At 66.9% G+C, this 21120-nt stretch carries 20 protein-coding genes; 9 read left to right on the top strand and 11 right to left on the bottom strand.

The genetic code is table 11. From position 1 onward, the window contains the following. Positions 1–81: 81 nt before the first annotated feature. Complete coding sequence (locus ACSQ22_RS22005; RefSeq protein ID WP_436131535.1) at positions 82–1239, bottom strand: NAD(P)H-dependent flavin oxidoreductase; 1158 nt, start codon at positions 1237–1239, stop codon at positions 82–84. Positions 1240–1282: 43 nt separating this feature from the next. Further along, complete coding sequence (locus tag ACSQ22_RS22000; protein ID WP_431151553.1) at positions 1283–2152, bottom strand: LysR substrate-binding domain-containing protein; 870 nt, start codon at positions 2150–2152, stop codon at positions 1283–1285. A gap of 198 nt (positions 2153–2350) precedes the next feature. On the opposite strand from ACSQ22_RS22000, the gene ACSQ22_RS21995 reads away from it, so the two are divergent. Beyond that, complete coding sequence (locus ACSQ22_RS21995; protein ID WP_436131568.1) at positions 2351–3529, top strand: YbfB/YjiJ family MFS transporter; 1179 nt, start codon at positions 2351–2353, stop codon at positions 3527–3529. A gap of 62 nt (positions 3530–3591) precedes the next feature. On the opposite strand, the gene ACSQ22_RS21990 is transcribed toward ACSQ22_RS21995, so the two are convergent. Continuing rightward, the gene (locus tag ACSQ22_RS21990; RefSeq protein WP_436131534.1) at positions 3592–4830 is read right to left on the bottom strand and encodes a HAMP domain-containing sensor histidine kinase; all 1239 of its coding nucleotides are present in this window, start codon (positions 4828–4830) and stop codon (positions 3592–3594) included. Positions 4831–4877: 47 nt separating this feature from the next. Beyond that, the gene (locus tag ACSQ22_RS21985; RefSeq protein ID WP_055401574.1) at positions 4878–5600 is read right to left on the bottom strand and encodes a response regulator transcription factor; all 723 of its coding nucleotides are present in this window, start codon (positions 5598–5600) and stop codon (positions 4878–4880) included. A 280-nt stretch (positions 5601–5880) separates the two neighbouring features. On the opposite strand from ACSQ22_RS21985, the gene ACSQ22_RS21980 reads away from it, so the two are divergent. Both ACSQ22_RS21980 and ACSQ22_RS21975 read left to right on the top strand, forming a co-directional pair. Next, complete coding sequence (locus tag ACSQ22_RS21980) at positions 5881–6561, top strand: response regulator (protein ID WP_436131533.1); 681 nt, start codon at positions 5881–5883, stop codon at positions 6559–6561. Between the two features lie 13 nt (positions 6562–6574). After that, positions 6575–8488, top strand: a complete 1914-nt coding sequence (locus tag ACSQ22_RS21975; RefSeq protein ID WP_436131532.1) for an ATP-binding protein — start codon at positions 6575–6577, stop codon at positions 8486–8488. On the opposite strand, the gene ACSQ22_RS21970 is transcribed toward ACSQ22_RS21975, so the two are convergent. Further along, positions 8370–9788 (bottom strand): AmpG family muropeptide MFS transporter, encoded by a 1419-nt coding sequence (locus ACSQ22_RS21970; RefSeq protein ID WP_436131531.1) that lies wholly within the window; start codon positions 9786–9788, stop codon positions 8370–8372. The genes ACSQ22_RS21975 and ACSQ22_RS21970 overlap by 119 nt on opposite strands. A 130-nt stretch (positions 9789–9918) precedes the next feature. Here ACSQ22_RS21970 and ACSQ22_RS21965 point away from each other — a divergent pair, with 130 nt between their 5' ends. Continuing rightward, positions 9919–10770, top strand: coding sequence for a M48 family metallopeptidase (locus ACSQ22_RS21965; protein WP_055401567.1), 852 nt, complete (start codon positions 9919–9921; stop codon positions 10768–10770). 138 nt (positions 10771–10908) lie between these two features. Here ACSQ22_RS21965 and ACSQ22_RS21960 read toward each other — a convergent pair whose 3' ends face one another. The 3 genes from ACSQ22_RS21960 to ACSQ22_RS21950 form a co-directional block, all read right to left on the bottom strand. Continuing rightward, complete coding sequence (locus tag ACSQ22_RS21960; RefSeq protein WP_436131530.1) at positions 10909–11973, bottom strand: GGDEF domain-containing protein; 1065 nt, start codon at positions 11971–11973, stop codon at positions 10909–10911. Between the two features lie 304 nt (positions 11974–12277). After that, complete coding sequence (locus ACSQ22_RS21955) at positions 12278–12916, bottom strand: MBL fold metallo-hydrolase (protein WP_121507853.1); 639 nt, start codon at positions 12914–12916, stop codon at positions 12278–12280. 60 nt (positions 12917–12976) lie between these two features. Beyond that, entirely contained in the window at positions 12977–13894 is a 918-nt protein-coding gene (locus ACSQ22_RS21950) for a LysR substrate-binding domain-containing protein (RefSeq protein WP_436131529.1), read from the bottom strand. Between the two features lie 111 nt (positions 13895–14005). Between ACSQ22_RS21950 and gstA the strand changes: the two genes are divergently transcribed. The 3 genes from gstA to ACSQ22_RS21935 are packed head-to-tail and all read left to right on the top strand — an operon-like array spanning position 14006 to position 15248. Then, positions 14006–14614, top strand: a complete 609-nt coding sequence (gene gstA / locus ACSQ22_RS21945) for a glutathione transferase GstA (RefSeq protein WP_436131528.1) — start codon at positions 14006–14008, stop codon at positions 14612–14614. A 32-nt stretch (positions 14615–14646) separates the two neighbouring features. Continuing rightward, complete coding sequence (locus tag ACSQ22_RS21940) at positions 14647–14874, top strand: tautomerase family protein (protein ID WP_121421962.1); 228 nt, start codon at positions 14647–14649, stop codon at positions 14872–14874. Continuing rightward, positions 14871–15248, top strand: coding sequence for a nuclear transport factor 2 family protein (locus ACSQ22_RS21935; RefSeq protein ID WP_436131527.1), 378 nt, complete (start codon positions 14871–14873; stop codon positions 15246–15248). The genes ACSQ22_RS21940 and ACSQ22_RS21935 overlap by 4 nt, the downstream gene beginning before the upstream one ends. Positions 15249–15391: 143 nt before the next feature. Here ACSQ22_RS21935 and ACSQ22_RS21930 read toward each other — a convergent pair whose 3' ends face one another. Together ACSQ22_RS21930 and ACSQ22_RS21925 are read right to left on the bottom strand one after the other, a co-directional pair. After that, positions 15392–17296 (bottom strand): GspE/PulE family protein, encoded by a 1905-nt coding sequence (locus tag ACSQ22_RS21930; RefSeq protein WP_436131526.1) that lies wholly within the window; start codon positions 17294–17296, stop codon positions 15392–15394. Positions 17297–17318: 22 nt separating this feature from the next. Beyond that, entirely contained in the window at positions 17319–18122 is an 804-nt protein-coding gene (locus ACSQ22_RS21925) for an exodeoxyribonuclease III (RefSeq protein ID WP_121421965.1), read from the bottom strand. A 10-nt stretch (positions 18123–18132) separates the two neighbouring features. On the opposite strand from ACSQ22_RS21925, the gene pyrE reads away from it, so the two are divergent. Both pyrE and ACSQ22_RS21915 read left to right on the top strand, forming a co-directional pair. After that, positions 18133–18831: an orotate phosphoribosyltransferase gene (gene pyrE, locus ACSQ22_RS21920; RefSeq protein ID WP_436131525.1), complete on the top strand. Its 699-nt coding sequence runs from the start codon at positions 18133–18135 to the stop codon at positions 18829–18831. A gap of 5 nt (positions 18832–18836) precedes the next feature. Beyond that, entirely contained in the window at positions 18837–19547 is a 711-nt protein-coding gene (locus ACSQ22_RS21915) for a DUF4124 domain-containing protein (RefSeq protein ID WP_436131524.1), read from the top strand. A gap of 123 nt (positions 19548–19670) precedes the next feature. Here ACSQ22_RS21915 and gatB read toward each other — a convergent pair whose 3' ends face one another. After that, a complete protein-coding gene (gene gatB, locus ACSQ22_RS21910; RefSeq protein ID WP_436131523.1) occupies positions 19671–21119 on the bottom strand; it encodes an Asp-tRNA(Asn)/Glu-tRNA(Gln) amidotransferase subunit GatB in 1449 nt (482 codons plus the stop codon). Position 21120: the final 1 nt, after the last annotated feature.

The raw sequence follows: 21120 nt of genomic DNA, 5'->3' as shown, positions 1-21120 counted from the left end.
CGTGTGAAAAACTGATCGAATTGGCCGCTAGCGCTTATTCATCAAGCGCAATATGCTATTTAATCAATAGCAAAATCACCTCTACCCCGCGCCCTGCGCTCCCGCGGCTGCCAGCGCAGCCCGCCATTCCGCTTCCAGCACCGCCACGAGCGCCGCCGCGGGCATGGGGCGCACCGCCGCCACGCCCTGGCCGGCCCACAGTGAGAGGTAGTCCGCCCGCCCCGCCTCGGCAGAGGCCCGGCGCAGCGCGCCGGTGAGGGCGTTCTGCACCGGGTAGGCTGGCACATCGGCCTCGTGCGCGTACAGTCGCTGCAGCATCGTGTTGACGATGCCACGCGCCGGGCGGCCCGAGAAGACGCGGGTGGTGCGCGTGTCCGTGCCGGTGGCGTGGGCCAGCGCATCACGGTAGGCCGGGCCGATGCCCGACTCGTCGCAGGCCAGGAAGGCCGTGCCCATCTGCACCGCCTCGGCGCCCAGGGCCTGGGCCGCGGCGATACCGCGGCCGTCCATGATCCCGCCGGCCGCGATCACCGCCACGCCCCGGGGGCGCAGCGCATCCACGCACTGCGGGATGAGGGCCATGGTGCCCACCATGGACGCCGCAAAGTCGGCCTGCGAGGGGCCCTTGGCGGCAGGGGCCTTTTCTACGGGCGCAAGGCCCTCGGCCTGCAGACGGCCCGTGGGCAAAAAAGTGCCGCGGTGGCCGCCCGCCTCCATGCCCGATGCGACCACCGCGTCCGCGCCCACATCGGCCCAGGCCACGGCCTCGGCCACGGTGGTGGCCGTGCCGATGACGGTGCAGCCCGCGCTGTGCAGCCGCTCGACCTGCGCGGCGTTCAGGATGCCGAAGGTAAAACTCGCCACGGCCGGGCGCGCTTCGACCAGGGCGTCGAACTGGGCCGCAAAGTCCTCGCACCAGCGCGCGGGCACGGCGGGCGTGAGGCCGAACTCCGCATACAGCGGCGCCAGATGGGCCACGGCCTTTTCCACCGTGGCCGCATCGGGCGCGGGCGTGTCCTGCACGAAGAGATTGAGCCCGAAGGGCCGGTCGGTGCGCCGCCGCACCTCGGCCGCCGCCTCGGCCATGGCGGCGGGCGAACGCATGCCGCAGCCCAGGGTGCCCAGCCCGCCCGCCGCAGACACGGCGGCAGCCAGCGCCGGGGTGTCGGCACCCGTCATGGGCCCCTGGATGATGGGCAGGCGCAGGGAGAGGGCGGTGCGCAGGCTGGGGTGGGGCATGGTGGCGTTCCGTTCGCTAAAAAAGGGAAGAAGAGAAGGGTTGTCAGTCGCGCAGCACTTGCTGCAGCGCATCCAGCGCCGCGGACCGGTAGCCGTGGCGCCACACCAGCAGCGTCTGCAGGGTGGTCAGGGGGTGCTGGGCCAGCAGCGCGGCGTGGGGCGAGAGCTGGAGCACCGAGCGCGGCACGATGCCCACGCTGCCACCCCCCGCCACGCTGGCCAGGATGGCGTGGTACGAGCCCAGTTCCAGTGTCTGCATGGGCGGGGTGCGGGTTGCGAACCAGTCCTGCGCCACCCCCCGGTAGGTGCAGCCGGGCTCGAACACCGCCAGCGTGCCGGGCACCACATCCTGCGGGCCGGACACGGGCGGATGCCCCGTGGGCAGCACCAGGATCAGTTCCTCGGCGAACACGGGGCTGGCTTCCAGCGCAGGGTCGGGCGACTGCCCTGGCGGCCAGGCCACCAGCACGGCGTCGAGCGCATGGGCGCGCAGCCGCTCCAGCAGTTCGCGCGTGGGCGCGGTCGACAGCTCCAGCGCCACCCCGGGCCACTGGCGGTGCAGTTGCGCCAGCGGGGCGGGCAGGCGGCTGGCGGCGGTGCTTTCCATCGAGCCCAGGCGCAGGCGTCCCGTGGGCTGGCCTGGCCGCACGGCCTGCCGAGCCTCCTCGGCCAGCGCCAGCAGCCGGTCAGCGTAGCCCCGCAGCACTTCGCCCTCGGGCGTGAGCGCCATGCGCTTGCCCTCGCGCAGGAACAGCGGGGTGCCCAGGTCGGCCTCCAGCTGGCGCACCCGCGTGGTCACATTGGACTGCACGCGCTGCAGCCGCTCGGCCGCGCGCGTGACGCTACCCTCTGCCGCCACGGTGCGGAAGATGTCGAGGGCGGCCAGATCGAGTGGGGGGGATGCTTTATCCATCTTGAAAAAGTATGAATGTCAAAAATTCAATCTCTTGCTAAGATCATAAGACCCCGCATCCGACGCCGCAACTCCCGTCCCACCGTCCCACCGCGCAATTGCCCCAATGCCGTGACCCAGGCCACTTCTTCTTCCACGCTTGCATCCATCCGCCGTGGCGACACCGGCTCCTCCGCGCTCCAGGTCGCACTGGCGGGCATGGCCGCGCTGGCGGCCGCCATGGGCATCGGCCGCTTCGCCTTCACACCGCTGTTGCCCATGATGCTGCACGACGGCGTGGTGGACATCGCCACCGGCAGCTGGCTGGCCACGGCCAACTACGCGGGCTACCTGGGGGGTGCGCTGCTGTACATGGCCTTGCCCTGGCTGGGCCGGCGCCTGGACGCGGTGCCTGGCAATGCAGCCCTGGTGCGCAGCGGGCTGGTGGCCACGGTGCTGCTCACGGCCGCGCTGGCCCTGCCATGGCCCGTGCTGTGGCCGCTGATGCGGTTGCTGGCCGGTGTGGCCAGCGCCATGGTGTTCCTGGGCACGGCCAACTGGTGCATGGGCCGGTTGGCTCACCTGGGGCATCCCGCCCTGGGCGGGTTGATCTTTTGCGGCCCGGGCCTGGGCATCGTCGCCACCGGCCTGCCCACCAGTGCCATGGTGGCAGCGGGCTGGAGCGCCGCCACGGGCTGGGCCGTGTTCGCCGTGCTCGCCGCCTTGCTGTGCGTGCTGGTGTGGCCGGTGGTGCGGGGCAGCGAAGCCTCCTCGGTGGTGCCAAGCGCCGCAAACACGGCGGCAACGGCGCCACCTCCGCCCGCGCCGCACCCGGCAGCCGAGCGCGCCCTGCTGGCGCTGGCCTATGGCCTGGCCGGCCTGGGCTACATCGTCACGGCCACCTTCCTGCCCGTGATCGCGCGGGCCGCGCTGCCTGCAGGCTCGGCCTGGCCCGACCTGTTCTGGCCCATCTTCGGCGCGGGTGTGGCGTTGGGGGCGCTGCTGTCCACGCGCATTCACCCTGCGCGGGACCGGCGCCTGCTGCTGGCGGGGGCCTACCTGCTGCAGGCGGCGGCTATCGGCCTGGGCCTGCTCTGGCCCGGCCCGGCAGGCTTTGCATTCGGTAGCTTGCTGCTGGGCCTGCCCTTCACGGCCATCACGTTCTTTGCGTTGCAGGAGGCGCGACACCAGTGGCCCCAGGCGGGCGCAGGCTTCACCGGCCTGATGACCGCGCTGTACGGCATCGGCCAGATCGCGGGGCCGCCCATGGCGGCTGCACTCTTGGCGCGCGCGGGCTCGCAGGCGCAGGGGTTTGACTGGGCGCTGGGTGTGGCGGGGGCTGCGCTGGGGTTGGGGGCGGCGCTGTATGCGCTGATGGCCTGGCGCTGGAGAACGTGAGCTAAGCTAAAAATGGCTTGTAGCGCTTTTCCAATGAGCGCATGCAGCTATCGATGTGATAGCTATTGGGGGAGGGGCAACCGTAGCACAAAGCACGCGCCACTCGCGCCATCCGGCCGGTCCTCGCAGTGCACCGTGCCGTTGTGGCGCCCTGCAATCGAGCGCACCAGCGCCAGCCCCAGGCCCACGCCCCCGGCGCGCTCGCTGGCGCCGGGCAAGCGGTAGAAGGGCTCGAAGATGCGTTCACGGTGGGTCACGGGCACGCCCGGACCCCGGTCGCACACGCGCACCTCGGCGTGACCCTGGCGGCGTTCGACCACCAGGGTGATCTCGCCGGTGCTGTAGCGCCGGGCGTTTTCCAACAGGTTGCGGATGGCGCGGCGCAGAAGCTTTGGGATGCCGCGCACATCCACGGAGTCCGAACTCACGTCCAGATCGGCGTCCACGCGTGCACACTCTTCGGCGGCCAGACCGATCAGATCCACCAGCTCCACGGTACCCACATCGGCTTCGCGTGCATCCAGGCGACTGGCCAGCAGGATCTCGTCCACCAGCTGGTCCAGCTCGGCAATGTTGCGCAGGATTTCCTCACGGAACGCGGGCGAGGGCTGCTGCCCGCCCATCAGCTCCAGCCCCATGCGGATGCGGGTGAGCGGTGAGCGCAGTTCGTGCGAGGCGTTGGCCAGCAGCGATTTGTGCGACTTGACCAGCGTTTCCACGCGCGCAGCGGCGGCGTTGAACTGGCGCGCGAGGTCGGCCACTTCGTCCTGCCCTTGCTCGGGCACACGCACCGACAGGTCTCCCTCGCCAAACTTTTGCACGCTGCGTTGCAGGGCTTCGAGCCGCAGCGTGAGGCGCCGGATGATGGGGTACACACCCACGGCCACGGCCAGGCCCACGATGCCCAGCAGCCACAAAAAGCCGAACGGTGGCCGGGTCCAGAACGCGGCGTCGCCCTGGTTCGGACCTCCGGGTCGGCCTACCCGATCGCCGCGTGGCTGGCGAGGCGCCATCTGCAGCAGAAAGACCTGCCCAGTGTCCGATTGGATCTGGAATTCAATGCCTTCGCCCGGCTCGCTGGGCTGGCGCGTGGCCAGGCCCTTGAGCACCTGCGTGCCGTTGGGATCGCGCAGCACCATCTCGCGCGAGGGCGGCACGAACGGCTGGGCGTTCTGCGCCTTTTGTTCCTCGGCCATGCGCCAGGCCCAGCCCACGGTCAGCGTCAGCACCGCGATGCCGCCGACCACGGCCAGCCAGATGCGCAGGTACAGACGGCGGGAGAAGGGGGTGGAAAGGGACATTCAGCAAAAGTGGAGGTGCGCGCCGCAGCGGGGCCGCGCCCTACCGGTCAGTCTTGTTGTTTCGCAAAAACGTAGCCCACGCCACGCACCGTGAGGATGCGGCGCGGGTTCTTGGCGTCGGCCTCTATGGCGGCACGGATGCGGCCCATGTGCACGTCGATGGACCGGTCAAACGCCTCCAGCTCGCGGCCGCGCACGGCCTCCATGATCTGGTCGCGCGTGAGCACGCGACCCGCGCGCTCGGCGAGCGCCACGAGCAAATCGAATTGGTAGGAGGTGAGGTCGGCCAGCTCGCCTGCCACGGTCACGGTGCGGGCGTCGCGGTCGATCTCCAGAGTGCCAAAACGCAGGACCTGCGTGGCCGCCGTTGCATTGCCGCCATCGGTGCGGCGGCGCAGGATGGCGCGGATGCGGGCCAGCAGCTCGCGCGGCTCAAACGGCTTGGGCAGGTAATCGTCGGCACCCAGCTCCAGGCCGATGATGCGGTCCATGGGGTCGCCCTTGGCGGTGAGCATGAGCACCGGCACCTGGGCCGCGTGGCCTTGCAACGAGCGGATGCGCCGGCACACTTCCAGGCCGTCCATGTCGGGCAGCATGAGGTCCAGGATCACGAGGTCGGGCAGCGGCCCGGCGTCGGGTCCCTGCAGCTGCGCCAGGCCACTCTTGCCGTCCGCGCGGTGCGTGACCTGCAGGCCCGACTGGCCCAGGTACTCGCCCACCATCTGTGCGAGGCGGGCGTCGTCTTCGATCATCAGCAGTTGGGAACTCATGGGGGCAGTGTAGTAGCGGGTGGCTTCATGGTCGCCAAGGGCTGTCTCGGTGCGTTGTCGGCCATGTAAACCTCCCGTAAAGCCACCAAGCCCGTGCAGCCGTACGACCGCGGTCAAACTTGCCCTGCCGCGCGGTCCCGCCCGGGCCGCTTGTGTTGCACGCATGCCATGCGCAGGAGGCGCAGCTTCTTCTTGTGTGGGCACTGCTTTGCCCCTACGCTCGAAGCATGAATTCCCCCTTCCTTACGCCGGGATGCCACGGCGCCAGCCCGCCGTCCGCATGACGCTCCCGGAGCCTCGCCTTGCCCCGTCCGGGCGCGACGTCTCCGTGGCGATCGTGGAGGACGATCCGCGCACGCGGCGGCGGTTCGAGCACGCGCTGGCGCGGGCCGACCGCCTGTGGCTGGCCTACTCTGCGGGCACGGTGGGCGAGATGGTGGCTTGGCTGCGCGACAACCGTGTGGACGTGCTCCTCGTGGACCTCGGGTTGCCCGACGGCTCCGGCCTTCAGGTCATCAGCCATTGCCGCAAGCTTTCGCCCGGAACCGAGATCATGGTCATCAGCATGTTCGGCGACGAAGCCAACATGATGCGCGCCTTCGAAGCCGGCGCACGCGGCTACCTCCTCAAGGACGGGACCGAAGACGATCTCGCCGACCATGTCCTGAGCCTGAATGCCGGCGGATCGCCCATGACCCCCATCATCGCGCGCCAGTTGCTGACACGTCTGTCGCCCGCGCCAGCGACGACCAGTGCGCCTCCCGCCGATGCGACCTTGACGGCGCGGGAGCGGGATATCCTCGCCAAGCTTGCGCGCGGCTACACCTACGCCGAAACCGCAGAGATCCTAGGCATCTCGCCTTCCACGGTCCAATCGCATGTCAAGAACATCTACAGCAAGCTGGCGGTTCATTCAAAGACGGAGGCGATTCACGAGGCGCGGCAGCTGGGGCTTCTGTAGCAGGCTACCGGGCATGCCGCGGGAGGCGCCGCTGCGCGTGCTCTGGATTGCGGTGCTGTGGGTGCTTCTCGGCGGCACGGTGCAGGCCCAACCGGAGGTAGGGACGATTGCGCAGGCGCATGCGTACCTCGAACCCGATGGCGCCGAACCCTGGGCGGGGCTGGTGGCGCTTCCACATCTCTGGGACAAGGCCTACCCCGGCAAGTCCGGGCGCGCGCGCTACCTGCTGGCGCTTCCTCCCGTGCCGTCCGATGGGGTCCTCAGGGGGATCTATTTTCCCCGGGTGGGCAACCAGGTCGAAGTTTTCGTCGGCGGCGATCTGATTGCACACCGCGGCGTGCTGGGCGATGGCCGCACCGATGCGACCAAGGCGCCGCTGTGGGTGCCCGTGCCTGCGCGCCTGTTGTCACAAAGCGTCCCCACCGTGCTGGAGGTTCGTGTAGCCGTGCAAGCGGTGCGCTGGGGTGGACTGGCCGCACCGCGCTTCGGGCATGAGGCCGTGCTTCAGCCGCAGTACCGCGAGCGCTATGTCTGGCGGCAGTGGGGCGCAGTGGCCGTGGTGTTTGCACTGGCCCTCACGGGCGTGATTGCCGCAGGGCTGTGGCACCTCAACCGGGAGCCGGTGTACGGCTATTTCGCGCTGTGCGCGCCGTTCGGGATGCTGCGCTTCGGCGACCGGCTGTGGAGCACCTCGCCCCTGGGATGGCCGGTGTGGGGCGGCATCGTGGCGCTCTCGCTGGCGGTGCACGTCCTGCTGCTGGTGCGCTTCTCGCTGGCTTTGATCGGCCGCGACGGGCCTGGGGCCCGGCGGGCGTTCTGGGTGCTGCTGCTCGCTGAAACCATCCTGGTGTCAGCAGCTTTTGGCCTGTTCCAGCCGGAGTACTGGACCGCCGCACTGGGATTGCTGTTCGTGCCTGCGGTTGGGGCCTATGTCATCGCTGCACGGGAAGCGATCGTGGCCCGCAAGCCCGAGGCCATCGCCTTCTGTATTGCCAGCTTCGTTCCCATAGGCGCGGGCCTGTACGACTTCCTGGAGATCCGCATCGCGACAGAAAGCGTGGGCCGCTCTTCGTACCTTCCTCTGGCGACCATGCTCTTCGTGCTCCTGATGGGCTGGCTCATCCTGGATCGTTATGCCCGCCAGGTGCGTGCATACCAGGCCCTGAGCAATTCCCTGGACGAGAAGGTGCGCCAGCGCGAGCGTGAGTTGGAGGTCAGCTACGCGCTCCTGCAGCAGGAGCATGAGCAGCACGCGGCCCTGCAGGAGCGCCAGCGCATCATGCGCGACATCCACGACGGCGTGGGATCGCAACTGGTGGGGCTGCTCAGCCTCATTGGCAAAGGCCGGTCCAGCCGGGCCGCGCTGCGTGAGCACGCGAATGCGGCGCTGGACGAATTGCGCATGGCCGTGGACGCCATGCAGCCGGTGGACGGTGACCTGGCCACCGTGCTGGCCACGCTGCGCTACCGGCTACAACCGCGGCTGTCCGCCTCGGGCATCTCGGTCGATTGGCAGGTGGACGAAGAACTGCCCACGCTGGACAGCCTCACACCGCACAGGGTGCTTCAGATCCAGCGCATCCTGCTGGAGGCATTCACCAACGTGCTGCGGCATGCGCAGGCCACCCGCGTACGGGTCAGCGCGCGCCAGCAGCCGGGGCCGGTGCGCCAGCCCGATGATGAGTCGCCGTGTCTGGTGCTGGAGATCGCCGACAACGGCATCGGCATGCCCGGACCGGCTGTAGCCAGGGGCCAGGGCCTGGCCAACATGCGCGCACGCGCGCAGGCTATCGGCGCGCAGCTGGATGTCACGTCTGTGCCGGGCCAGGGGACGTGTGTGCGGATTGCGTTGCTGGGGGAGCCTGCACCCGCGATGCCAGCCACACCAGCACCAGCACCGGCAGCCCCAGCAGCGCCGTCGATGTGAAGAACTGCGCATAGCCAAACGCATTCACGTAGTCGCCCGAGAAACCCGCCACAAACTTGGGCAGCAGCAACATCATCGAGCTGAACAGTGCGTACTGCGTGGCCGAGTAACTCACGTTCGTCAGGCTCGACAGATAGGCAATGAATGCGGCCGACGCAATGCCACTGGCCAGGTTGTCGGCCGACACCACGGCAATCAGCGCCGTCACGTCGTGTCCGTGGCCCGCTAGCCAGGCGAACAGCAGGTTGCTGGCCGCGCTCAGGATGGCGCCCAGCATCAGGATGCGCATCACGCCAAACCGCATCGACAACACGCCGCCCACAAAGGCGCCGGCCAGCGTCATGATCACGCCGTAGATCTTGGTCACGGCGGCGACCTCGTCCTTGGTGAAGCCCATGTCCACATAGAACGGGTTGGCCATGATGCCCATCACCACATCGCTGATGCGGTACACGGCGATCAGCGCGAGGATGAGCGCCGCGTGCCAGCCATAGCGGCGCAGAAAGTCGGCAAACGGCTCCACCATGGCGCTCTGAATCCACTCCGCCGCGTTGCGCGCAGGGGGCAGTTGCACCGGCGCGGGCTCGCGCGAGAACAGCACGGTCACCACGCCCACGGCCATCGAGGCCGCCATCACCAGGTACGCCACCTGCCACGCGCTGTTCTGGTAGGCCGCAGCGCCTTGTGCGATGGCCTGGCCCACGGCGGGCGCCACCTCGGAGCGCGCTGCAATCCACAACACGCCCGCTCCGGCCCAGATCATGGCCAGGCGGTAGCCCGTCTGGTACGACGCTGCCAGCGCCGCCTGGTGGTTGGCGTCGGCGGATTCGATGCGAAACGCATCGAGCGCGATGTCCTGCGTGGCCGAGCCAAATGCCACGGCCAACGCGCACCACACGATGGGCCCCAGGGTCTGGCGCGGGTCGGCCAGCGCCATGCCGATGAGCCCGGCCACGATCAGCGCCTGCGACAGCAGCAACCAACTGCGCCTGCGCCCCAGCGCGTGTGTGAGCAGCGGAATCGGTAGCCGGTCTACCAGTGGTGCCCACACCCACTTGAAGCCGTAGGCCAGGCCCACCCAGCTCAGGTAGCCGATGGTGCTGCGGTCAATGCCCGCCTCGCGCAGGCGAAAGCTCAGCGTGCCCAGCACCAGCAGCAGTGGCAGCCCGGCCGAGAACCCGAGCGTGAGCATGCGCAGGCTGGCGGGCTCCAGGTACACGCGCAGGGTCTGCAGCCAGGGCGTGCGGTGCGGCTTTTCCGGGGTGAGGTTGGGGGCGGATGAAGTGGAGGTGTCTGACATGGGCGCGTGGAGGTTTTGTCTATCATCGCCGACACACCCTTGTAGCCAGCCTGTCGGCCTCCATCTGCGCGGCAGGCTTTGGTGTGTTGTGTGCCAGCGCCGCTCATTATTCCTTCTGGGATTGCCTTGTATGTGTCTTTTCTGCCCCGCTCCCTCTGTTGCGCCCTCGTCCCCGTGGTCGGCGCGCCGCGCCTTCCTGCTGGCGGCAGGCGCCAGCGCTGCGGCGCCAGTGCTCGCGCAGGTCGAGGTGGGCTCGGCATCCAGCCTGCGCAAGCTGGTGCCCGCTGAAACGCTGGAAAACTCCGCCGCCCAGCAGTACCAGCAGATGCTGCAGCAGGCCAAGGCCAAGCGCGCGCTGGCACCCAGCGACCACCCGCAGCTGCAGCGCCTGCACGCCATCGCCAAGCGGCTGATTCCGCACACCATGCCGTGGAACGACCGCGCCAAACAATGGCGCTGGGAGGTCAACCTCATCGGCAGTTCGCAGATCAACGCCTTCTGCATGCCTGGCGGCAAGATTGCGTTCTACACCGGCATCCTGGACCAGCTCAAGCTCACCGACGATGAGACCGCCATGATCATGGGCCACGAAATGGCCCACGCCCTGCGTGAACACGCGCGCGAGCGCATCGCCAAGACGCAGGGCACCAACCTGGCACTGCGCCTGGGCTCGCAGCTGCTGGGGCTTGGCGACCTGGGCCAGGCGGCGGCGGGGCTGGGTGGGCAGCTGCTCACGCTGCAGTTCAGCCGCTCGGACGAGACCGATGCCGACCTGGTGGGGCTGGAGCTGGCCGCCCGCGCAGGCTACCAGCCCTCGGCCGCCGTAAGCCTGTGGCAGAAGATGGGCAACGCCAGCGGCAGCAAGCAGGGCGGGCTGGCGTTTTTGTCCACACACCCTTCAGGCCCCGCGCGCATCCGTGAGCTGGAGGTGAATGTGCCCAAAGTGCAGGGCCTGTACGAGGCGGCGCGGCGCAACGGGTAGTCGTGGACGGCGGGTCGGTGGCAGACGCGCGCCATCGAAAGGTGTCTGGGAATCCTGATGCTACTGTTTTGATAGCTATTAGCGCTTGATGAGTAAGCGATAGCGGCCAATTTGACTAAGAATTTGGCTGCCGTGGAGCTATGCCACGCTCACCCGGTTGCGGCCCGCGTTCTTGCTTTGGTACAGCGCCTTGTCGGCGCGTGCAATGGCGGCTTGCAGGTCTTCGGCGCTGTGCACCTGGGCCACGCCAAACGACATGGTCAGCGCGATGGGCGCCTGGCCCACGTCCAGCGGCGTTTGCTCGATGGCGGCGCGGATGCGTTCGGCGGTGGCGCAGGCGGCGTCCAGCGGGCTGGCGGGCATCAGCGCCAAAAACTCCTCGCCGCCCCAACGCGCCAGCACGTCCCCTTCGCGCAGGTTGGCGGCCAGCACTTTGGCCATGGCCACCAGTACCTCGTCACCCACGGCGTGGCCGTATTGGTCGTTGATCCGTTTGAACAAGTCCACATCACACAGCAGCAGGGTGACTGGCGCACCGTCGCGCTGGCTGCGCGCCAGCGCGTTGGTGGACAGGGCTTCGAAGTGGCTGCGGTTGGCCAGGCCGGTCAGCGCATCGAGCGTGGCCTGCTTGCGCAAGCGGGCCTCCGCGATCAGGATCGTGCGGCGGTAAAAGGCCGACAGCGCGGCCGACATGGCGAACACCAGACAGATGTGCACCCAGTTCACGATGTTGACGCTGCGGGCGGGCAGGGGGTCGAGCGGACCCAGGTGGCTGCTCAGTGCATGCAGGCCCAGGTAGTACGCCAGCAACGCCAGCACCATCGGTGCGGCATACCCCCGCGTATTGGCAATCACGATGGCAGGAATGAACATCAGCAGGTAGTAGTGAAACCCGCTGTCCCAGCCGATGAGCAGCGAACCCAGCGCCGAATGCCCCACCACCTCCAGCCAGATCAGCAACAGCCCGGCCACGTTGTAGCGTTTCTGTATGAGCCGGTATGTGCCCAGGTACATGCCGATGCTGATCACGTTGATGGCCGCCAGGGGTAGCGAGCCCAGCCACAGAAACAGCACGATGTAGCCCACATCAATGGCCGCTGCGGTCAGCGCCACCCGCTGCACCATGGCCCAGTAAGCCTTGCCCGCCAGGCTGGAGCCGCGCTGCGGTGCTAGGGGAGGGCGTGGCTTGAAGGTGGGGTTCATGGCGCGAAAGCGGGGCGGGGCGGGGCGGATGGAGCCTGGGCAAGGGTGCCACAAGCTGCTTACAACACGATACATCGTAAGCATGCAGACCATCGGCGGTCCGCAGAACTGGCCGCTTTTGCCGCGCATATCCGCCCCGGGCGGGCGCCTGGGTGGGGCGGGGCTACCTCCTAAAAGGAGAAAGTAGTAGTCAAATTGGTCACTAGCGCTTGTCCATCAAGCGCTGGCAGCTATCAAAAAGATACTAATGAGGCGATGTGCAGCGAAGCGCTGCGGGACGTTACTGAGGCTCTTCTGGCACGTCTCAGGTCCCGCCCACGTAGGGATTGCTCTGGCGCTCACGCCCGAAAGTGCTCTCCGGACCGTGCCCCGGGATGAACACTGTCTGGTTGCCCATGGGCCACAAGCGCTGGGTGATGCTGTCGATGAGCTGCTGGTGGTTGCCCTGCGGGAAATCCGTGCGGCCCATGCTGCCCGCAAACAGCACATCGCCCACAAACGCCCGGTCGATCTGCGGCGCATGGAACACCACATGCCCAGGCGTGTGGCCGGGGCAGTGGCGCACGTTCAGGGTCTCGTTGCCGATCTGCACCGTGTCGCCATCGTGCAGCCAGCGCGTGGGCGTGAAGTGCTGCGCGGGCGGAAACCCAAACATCGCGCTTTGCTGCGGCAGGCCGTCAATCCAGAACTGGTCGCCCGGGTGGGGGCCAATGATGGGCAGCGAAAGCCGCTCTGCCAGCTCGCCCGTGCCGCCCGCGTGGTCGATGTGGGCGTGGGTGAGCCAGATCTGTTCGAGCGTGAGGCCCAGGCGCTGGATCTCTGCCAGCAGCACCTCCAGGTCGCCGCCGGGGTCGATGACGGCGGCTTTGTGGGTGGCGTCGCACCAGACGAGGGAGCAGTTTTGCTGGAACGCGGTGACGGGGATGGTGAGGTAGTGGAGCATGGTGGGTGAGGTGGTGGTGTGTATTTTTGCAGGCCGTGGCGCACGGCAGTCGGGAGAGGCTCAAGCCCGTGCCAGCCGATCGACGAGAAAATCCACCAGCACGCGCACGCGCAGCGGCATGTGCCGGTTGGCGGGATACAGCAGCGAAAACGGGCGAGAGGCACCGGCATGGGCGGGCAGCACCTCCCGCAAGGCGCCGCCGTGCAGATCGGCCTCCACAATGAAGCGGTAGGTCTGCAGCAGCCCTGCGCCTGCACGCGCCAGGGTCACGGGGCCCAGGATGTCGTCGGCACAGCGCAGGTGGCCTTGGGTGGGCACCTCCACATCGCGCCCGGCGGCGTCGCGCAGTATCCATGGCACCGCCTGGCCGCTGCTGGGCAGCACAAACTGGATGCATTCGTGCGCCGCCAGGTCGGCGATGGCATGCGGCGTGCCGCAACGCGCCAGGTACGCCGGGGCAGCGACCACCACCAGGGCGGCGTCCTCCAGCGTGCGCGCCACCAGCCCCGAGTCGATGGGGGCTCGACCGCGCACGGCCAGGTCAAAGCCTTCTTCGGTGAAGTCCACGTTGCGGTTGCTCAATTGCAGCTCCAGCTCCACGTCGGGGTAGGCCTGCGCAAATGCGGGCAGCAGGGGCAGGATGCGGCAGTGCCCGTAGGAGGTGGGCAGGCTGAAGCGCACGAGGCCTGCCGGGCTTTGCTGTTGGCCCGACAGCTCGCGTTCTGCCTCGGCCAGCTGGCCCAGCGCCTGGCGGCATTGCTCGTAGTAGCGCTTGCCTGCGTCGGTCAGCCGCACCTGGCGCGTGGTGCGCTGGAACAGCCGCACGCCCAGGCGCGCCTCCATGCGCGCCACCGATCGGCTCACGGCCGCCGCCGTCAGCCCGGCCGCCTGGGCGGCGGCCGTGAAGCTTTGCCACTGCGCGGTCAGGCAGAACAGTTCGATGCTGCCCAGCTTCAGGTCGTCAAATTGGCGCGCCATGTTCTGTTTATTACTTCATGTAATCAGTGAAATTCCTGAAGCCTAGTTTATTGCTGTTTGCATCCTCAATACCATCGCTTCATCTTTCCACCACGCTCCAAAGGCAACCCCATGAAGCTGTACTTTTCTCCCGCCGCCTGCTCCCTGTCGCCCCACATCCTGCTGCGCGAATGTGGCCTCACTTTCGAACTGGAGAAGGTCGATACCGAGCGCCACCGCACGGCAGACGGGCGCGATTTTTATGCCATCAACACCAAAGGCCAGGTGCCTGTGCTGGAGCTGGCGGACGGCTCCCGCCTCACCGAAGGCCCGGTCATTGCGCAATACATCGCCGACCAGGCCCAGGCCACGCAGCTCATGCCCACAGCTGGTACGCTGGCGCGCTACCGGGTGATGGAGTGGCAGAACTACGTGAGCACCGAGCTGCACAAGTCCTTCACGCCCTTGTTCCACGCCGGGCTGGACGACAACGCCAAGGCCACGCTGGCCGCTCTGCTGCGCAAGAAGATGGACTGGCTGGACGCGCAGCTGCAGCACGGCCCCTACCTGACGGGCGAGCACTTCACGGCGGCCGATGCCTACCTTTTTGTGGTGCTGGGCTGGGCCAAGTTCGTGAAGCTGGATATCAGCGACCTGGCCCATCTGCAGGCTTTCCTGCGCCGTGTGGCCGCGCGCCCCGCCGTGCAGGCCGCGATGCGGGCCGAAGGGTTGCTGGGCTGAGAGGCCATTGCTTCATCCCAAGGAAAATAGCCATGCCATACATCAACATCAAAGTGACCCGTGAAGGCGTCAGCAGTGCGCAAAAAGCGGCGCTGATCCAAGGCGCCACCGATTTGCTGGTGCGCGTTCTGAACAAGGAGCCCGCCACCACCTTTGTCGTGATCGACGAGGTCGAGACCGACAACTGGGGCGTGGCCGGGGAGACGGTGACCGTGCGCCGCCAGCGCGCTCGCGCCGCCGCCGACGGGAGCGCGCCATGAGTGACCCGCGCTTTGACGCAGTCGCCGCCGTGCTGCAGGAATATTTCGACGGTCTGTGCCACAGCGATACACAGCGCCTGCGCCGCGTGTTCCACCCGCAGGCGGTCTATGCCTGCGCCACGGCCGAGCCTGCGCTGATCCTGCGCATGGAGGAATATTTCCCCATCGTGGACCAGCGCCCCTCGCCCGCCAGCCGGGGCGAGACGGTGCAGGAGCGCATCCTGTCCATCGAGTTTGCCGGGCCGGTGACGGCCCTGGCCAAGGTGGAATGCGCCATCCTGCCCAAGCACTTCACCGACCTGCTGACCCTGATCCATGTGGACGGGCGCTGGCAGATCATTGCCAAGGTGTTTCACTACGAACTGGATCGCTGAGGCGGCGGTGCGCGCAAGCCGGTGGGCGAGTTCCTCTTCTCGGAAGGACTCATTGATTGATAGCTGCTAGCGCTTGCCAGATAAGCGCTAGAGCCCAATTTGGCTAAAAACCGGCGGCAGGCATCACCGGCGGTGGGCCCGCCTCACAGGTTGGTCGCCGCGACCACTTCCGACATATCGGTCAGCCCCTGCAGCACCTTCTCGATGCCGTCCTGGCGCAGCGTCAGCATGCCCGCGGCCAGTGCCGAGTGGCGGATGTCCGAGGCGGGGGCGCGGTGGCGGATGTGCTGGCGAATGGTCTCGTCGCTCATCATCAGCTCATGGATGCCCAGCCGGCCGTGGTAGCCATGGCCTTCGCACTTCGTGCAGCCCACATGGCGCCACAGGCGCAGCTCGCCCTGTGCGCCGCCGTGCTGCTGGCGCCAGCGCGCCACCTGTGCCTCGCGGGCCTCGGGGGAGTTGTTGGTGCCGCTGTCCAGGTACTGCGATGCCAGGCCCAGCAGCGTGTCGTGGTCGGCCACACGTGGCTCGCGGCAGGCTGTGCACAGGCGGCGCACCAGGCGCTGGGCCAGGATGGCGAGCAGCGAATCGGAGAAGTTGAACGGGTCCAGGCCAATCTCCAGCAGCCGCGCAATGCTCTCGGGCGCCGAGTTGGTGTGCAGGGTGGACAGCACCAGGTGTCCCGTCAGCGAGGCCTCGATGGCGATGCGCGCGGTTTCCTCGTCGCGCATCTCGCCGATCATGATCACGTCGGGGTCGGCGCGCAAAAAGGTGCGCATGGCGGCGGCAAAGGTCCAGCCGATGCGCGGGTTCACCTGCACCTGGCGCAGGCCCTCCTGCGTGATCTCGATGGGGTCTTCGGCCGTCCAGATCTTGCGGCCTGCGGTGTTGATGTCGCGCACCACCGAGTGCAGCGTGGTCGTCTTGCCGCAGCCCGTAGGGCCGCACACCAGCACCAGGCCATAACTTTTTTGCACCACGGAGCGCAGCGCCAGCAGGTTGGGCTGGCTCAGGCCGATGTTCTCCAGCGGCAGGGGCTTGGCACCCGCCAGCAGGCGCAGCACCACGTCTTCCAGTCCGCGCGAGGTGGGCACGGTAACCACACGCAGCTCCACCGGCGGGCCTCCGAAGCGCGCGAAGTCGATCTTGCCGTCCTGGGGCTTGCGGTGCTCGGAGATGTCCATGCCCGCCATGATCTTGATGCGCGCCACCATCGCAAAGCGGTAGCGCGCGGGCAGCTCCAGGTAGGGCGTGAGGTCGCCGTCGATGCGCAGGCGGATGCGCACGTTCTGCGGCGCGGGCTCGGTCTCGATGTGGATGTCGGACGCGCGGTGGTGGATGGCTTCGTCGATCACCGAGTTGATGAGCCGCACCAGGGTGTTGTCCGACTCGCTGATCACGTCGGCCTGCTCGGAGTCCGCGTCCGGGACGGTGCTGCCCAGGTTGGCGGCCAGCTCGCGCGAGGTGGCTCGGGCCGCGGTGGTGGCGTCGGCGCCGCCAGACTGGGTGCGGTAGGCGCGGTGAATGGCGGGCATCAGCGTGCCTGGCGCGGCCTGCAGCGGAATGAGCCGCCGCTGCGTGAGAAACCGCAGTTCGTCCAGCAGCACGCGATCGAGCGGGTCGGCCATCAGCAGCACCAGCGCGTCATCGCGGGCAATCAGCGGCAGCACCGATTCACGCTCTGCCATCGCCCGGGGCACCAGGGCCAGGGCCGCCGGATCGGGGGTGATGTCGCCGGGGTGCACGGTGTAGTCGCCCAACCACGCGGCAATAACCTGGCGCAACTGCTCCTGGGTCAAGACACCGTCATCCACCAGGATCTGCCCGATCAGCCGGTTCTGCCCGGCGCTGCGCTCCTGCTGCTGGGCCTGCAGGCCGTCTTGCAGGGCCGACGGGGACAACATGCCGGCGTGGATCAGCGCCTCACCCAGGTGCCGCGCTTTGCCGACGGTGGGATGGGGGGCGGAGAGCTGTTTCCACAAGGATTCCGCATTGGGAGGGCGGAATCCGTGGGCGGGGAGGGAGGGGGGAACAGCGGTGTCGGTCATCAAGGGTCAGGAGCGGGCATCGTCAAAGGCTGAAGTCATAGTCCACCGTGATGGGAGCGTGGTCTGAGAACTTTTCACCTTTGTAGATGGATTCAGCACGTGCCAGCGCCGCGAGCGCGGGGGTGGCCAGGTGGTAGTCCAGCCGCCAACCCACGTTGTTGGCATACGCCTGCCCCCGGTTGCTCCACCATGTGTAGGCGGTGTCTGTGGCGGTAGGTTGTAACTGACGGTAAACGTCTATGATGCCGCCGCCCTCATCAGTTGTGTGCAACAGTTTTGTCATCCAGGCCCGTTCTTCGGGTAAAAAACCACTGTTTTTCTGGTTGCTGCGCCAGTTTTTGAGGTCGATTTGCTGGTGCGCAATGTTGATGTCGCCGCACAGAATGAAGTCACGTTCGCGCTTGACTTTCATCAGGTGGGGATGGATCTCGGCCAGGAACCGGAACTTCGCCTGCTGGCGTTCTTCGCCCGAGGAACCACTCGGAAAGTAAGCGCTGATGATCGACAGCTTGCGGGCCGGTGTGTCAAAACGCAGCTCCACATATCGGCCTTCTGTATCGAATTCTGCTGACCCATAGCCAATGACTACATCAGAGGGTTCGTGCCGGGTATAGATGCCCACGCCGGAATAGCCCTTTTTCTGGGCAAAGTGGAAGTGGCCCTGCAGGCCCGCCATGCGCTCGAACCGGTTGGCCATGTCGGCCGCCTGGGCCTTCACTTCCTGCACACAAATACAATCCGGCCGCGTGGCTGCCATCCAGCTTTCCACGCCTTTGCTGGTGGCCGAGCGGATGCCATTGAGATTGAGGCTGGTTAACTTGAACAAGGAATTCCCCATGGTGGATGTTGGCGCGCAAACCTCTGAACAGGGCCAGCTGGCGCAGGATTTTGTACGTTTTGCCGTCGAATCTGGCGTGCTGCGGTTTGGCGAATTCAAGACCAAGGCGGGGCGCCTGAGCCCGTATTTCTTCAACGCAGGGCTGTTCGACGATGGCCGCAAGATCGGGCGGCTCGCGGAATTCTATGCAAAAGCCCTGCTGGCCAGCGGCATCGAATTCGACATGGTGTTCGGCCCTGCCTACAAGGGCATTCCGCTGGCCGCTACCGTGGCCGTGGAACTGGCGCGCCTGGGCCGCAACGTGCCCTTTGCCTACAACCGCAAGGAGGCCAAGGACCACGGCGAGGGCGGCACGCTGGTGGGCGCACCCCTCAAAGGCCGGGTGCTGATCGTGGACGACGTGATGTCGGCTGGCACCGCCGCCCGCGAGTCCATCGCCATCATCCGCGCTGCGGGTGCCACGCCGCATGCGGTTGCAATTGCGCTGGACCGCCAGGAAAAAGCCACGGAGAATGGCCAGGACGTGGACCACAGCGCCGTGCAGTACGTGCGCGAGCAACTGGGCATGCAGGTGTGTGCCATTGCCCGGTTGGCAGACTTATTGCTGTATCTCTCCCAAAACGGGGAAGAGGGGATGCGCTTGCATCACGAAAAAGTGCTGGCCTATCGCCAGCGGTACGGTGTTAACGAAGGGTAGACCATTTGAGCAAGTCGGCGTGGATCATGGGCGGGGTGATGCTGCTCACACTGGGCGCAGAGCTGGCCTCGGCACAGTCCCAGGGTGCGACGGGCGGTATCTACACGTGCGTGGACCGCAACGGCCGTCGGCTGACGGCCGACCGGCCCATCCCGGAATGCCTGGACCGCGAGCAGCGCGAACTCAGCCCTTCGGGCATCACGCGCCGCCAGATTGGCCCCTCGCTCACCGAGCTGGAGCGCGCAGCCCAGGACGCCCAGAACCGCAAGGATGCCGAAGAGCGCGCCCGTGTGGTGGAAGAGCGCCGCCGCGAACGCGTGCTGGTGGCCCGCTACCCCGACAAGGCCGCCCACGATATGGAGCGCGCTGCGGCCATCCAGATGGTGGATGACGTGACGGCCACCGCAGAAAAGCGAACGCTGGAGCTGAAGGCGGAGCGCAAGAAGCTCGATGTGGAGATGGAGTTCTACAAGAAGGACCCCAACAAGGCCCCCATGACGCTGCGCCGCAAGATCGCTGAGATTGACGACAGCCTGGCCGAGCAGCAGCGCTTCATCGCGGGGCAAGACCAGGAAAAGCGCCGCGTGCATGCGCGGTTTGACACCGAGCTGGCGCAGTTGCGCAAGCTGTGGGATGCGCAGCGTGTGCCCCCCTCCGCAGCGTCTGCTGTTGCGGCGCCCGCTGCCAGCGCGGTGCCTGCGGGCGGCAGCCGATAACCCACCGAGTTAGGGTAGCAGCGGACCAGAGAACGCGCCGCATCGCTGCCTCGGATGGACAGCATAAAAGCAAAGGGGCCGAAAGGCCCCTTTGCTTTTGCGGCAGCTTCAACAGCCTTGCGCTCAGTCCGCCAGTTTGGCGCGCAGCAGTTCGTTGACCTGCGTCGGATTGGCCTTGCCCTTGCTGGCTTTCATGACCTGGCCGACCAGCGCGTTGAAGGCCTTGTCCTTGCCCGCGCGGAACTGCGCCACGTTGTCGGGGTTGGCGGCAATCACTTCGTCGATGATCTTCTCCAGCGCGCCGGAGTCGTTCATCTGCTTGAGTCCCTTGGATTCGATGACGGCATCCACGTCGTTCGACTCTCCGGTCCACAGCGCATCAAACACCTGCTTGGCGGCGTTGTTGGAGATCGTGCCGTCGGCAATGCGGCCGATCAATGCGGCCAGCTGAGTTGCCGTGACAGGAGCCTGCTCGATACCGGTCTCCGCCATGTTCAGGCGGCGCGACACCTCTCCCATGATCCAGTTGCTGGCCAGCTTGGGCTGGCTGCAGGCTTTGGCGGCCGCTTCAAAGTACGCCGCCATGGCCTTGCTCTGCGTGAGCGTGGTGGCGTCGTACTCGGGCAGGCCATAGTCCGCCACAAAACGTGCGGCCATGGTACGAGGCAATTCGGCCATTTGCGCCCGTTCCTCCTGCACCCACTGCTCTGAAATGTGTAGTGGAGGCAGGTCGGGGTCTGGGAAGTAGCGGTAGTCCGCCGCATCTTCCTTGGTCCGCATCGCGCGCGTTTCGCCCGTGTCCGGGTCGAACAGCACGGTGGCCTGCTGGATCGCGTGGCCGTCCTCGATCTGCTCGATCTGCCAGCGGATTTCGTAGTCGATGGCCTGCTGCATGAACTTGAACGAGTTCAGGTTCTTGATCTCGCGTCGCGTGCCCAATTCGGCGCCGGGCTTGCGCACCGACACGTTGGCGTCGCAGCGGAAGCTGCCTTCCTGCATGTTGCCGTCGCAGATGCCGATCCAGGTGACGATCTTGTGCAGCTCCTTCGCGTAGGCCACGGCCTCTTCGGACGAGCGCATGTCGGGCTCCGTCACGATCTCCAGGAGCGGTGTGCCCGCGCGGTTCAGGTCGATACCACTCTGGCCGATGAAGTCTTCATGCAAGGACTTTCCTGCGTCTTCTTCGAGGTGGGCGCGCACCAGGCGCACGGTCTTTTTCTCATCGCCCAGAAAGAATTCCACCTCACCGCCTTGCACCACCGGAATCTCGAACTGGCTGATCTGGTAGCCCTTGGGCAGGTCGGGGTAGAAGTAATTCTTGCGCGCAAAAATGCTCACTGGCGCAATGTGGGAGCCCAGTGCCAGTCCTAATTTGATAGCGCAGGCCACGGCCTCGCGGTTCATCACGGGCAGGGTGCCCGGCAGGGCCAGGTCCACCGCGCAGGCTTGCGTGTTGGGCTCGGCGCCAAAGGCGGTGGGAGCACGGCTGAAGATCTTGCTCTGGGTTGCGAGCTGGGTGTGGGTTTCGAAGCCGATGACAACTTCGTAGCCATGGATCAGTTTGGCGGTCATG

Origin of the sequence: Acidovorax sp. LjRoot38, assembly GCF_964252975.1 — a bacterium.
Lineage (GTDB): Bacteria > Pseudomonadota > Gammaproteobacteria > Burkholderiales > Burkholderiaceae_C > Acidovorax > Acidovorax facilis.
The sequence above is the reverse complement of the archived record's forward strand: the minus strand, read 5'-3'. Positions and strand labels throughout refer to the sequence as shown.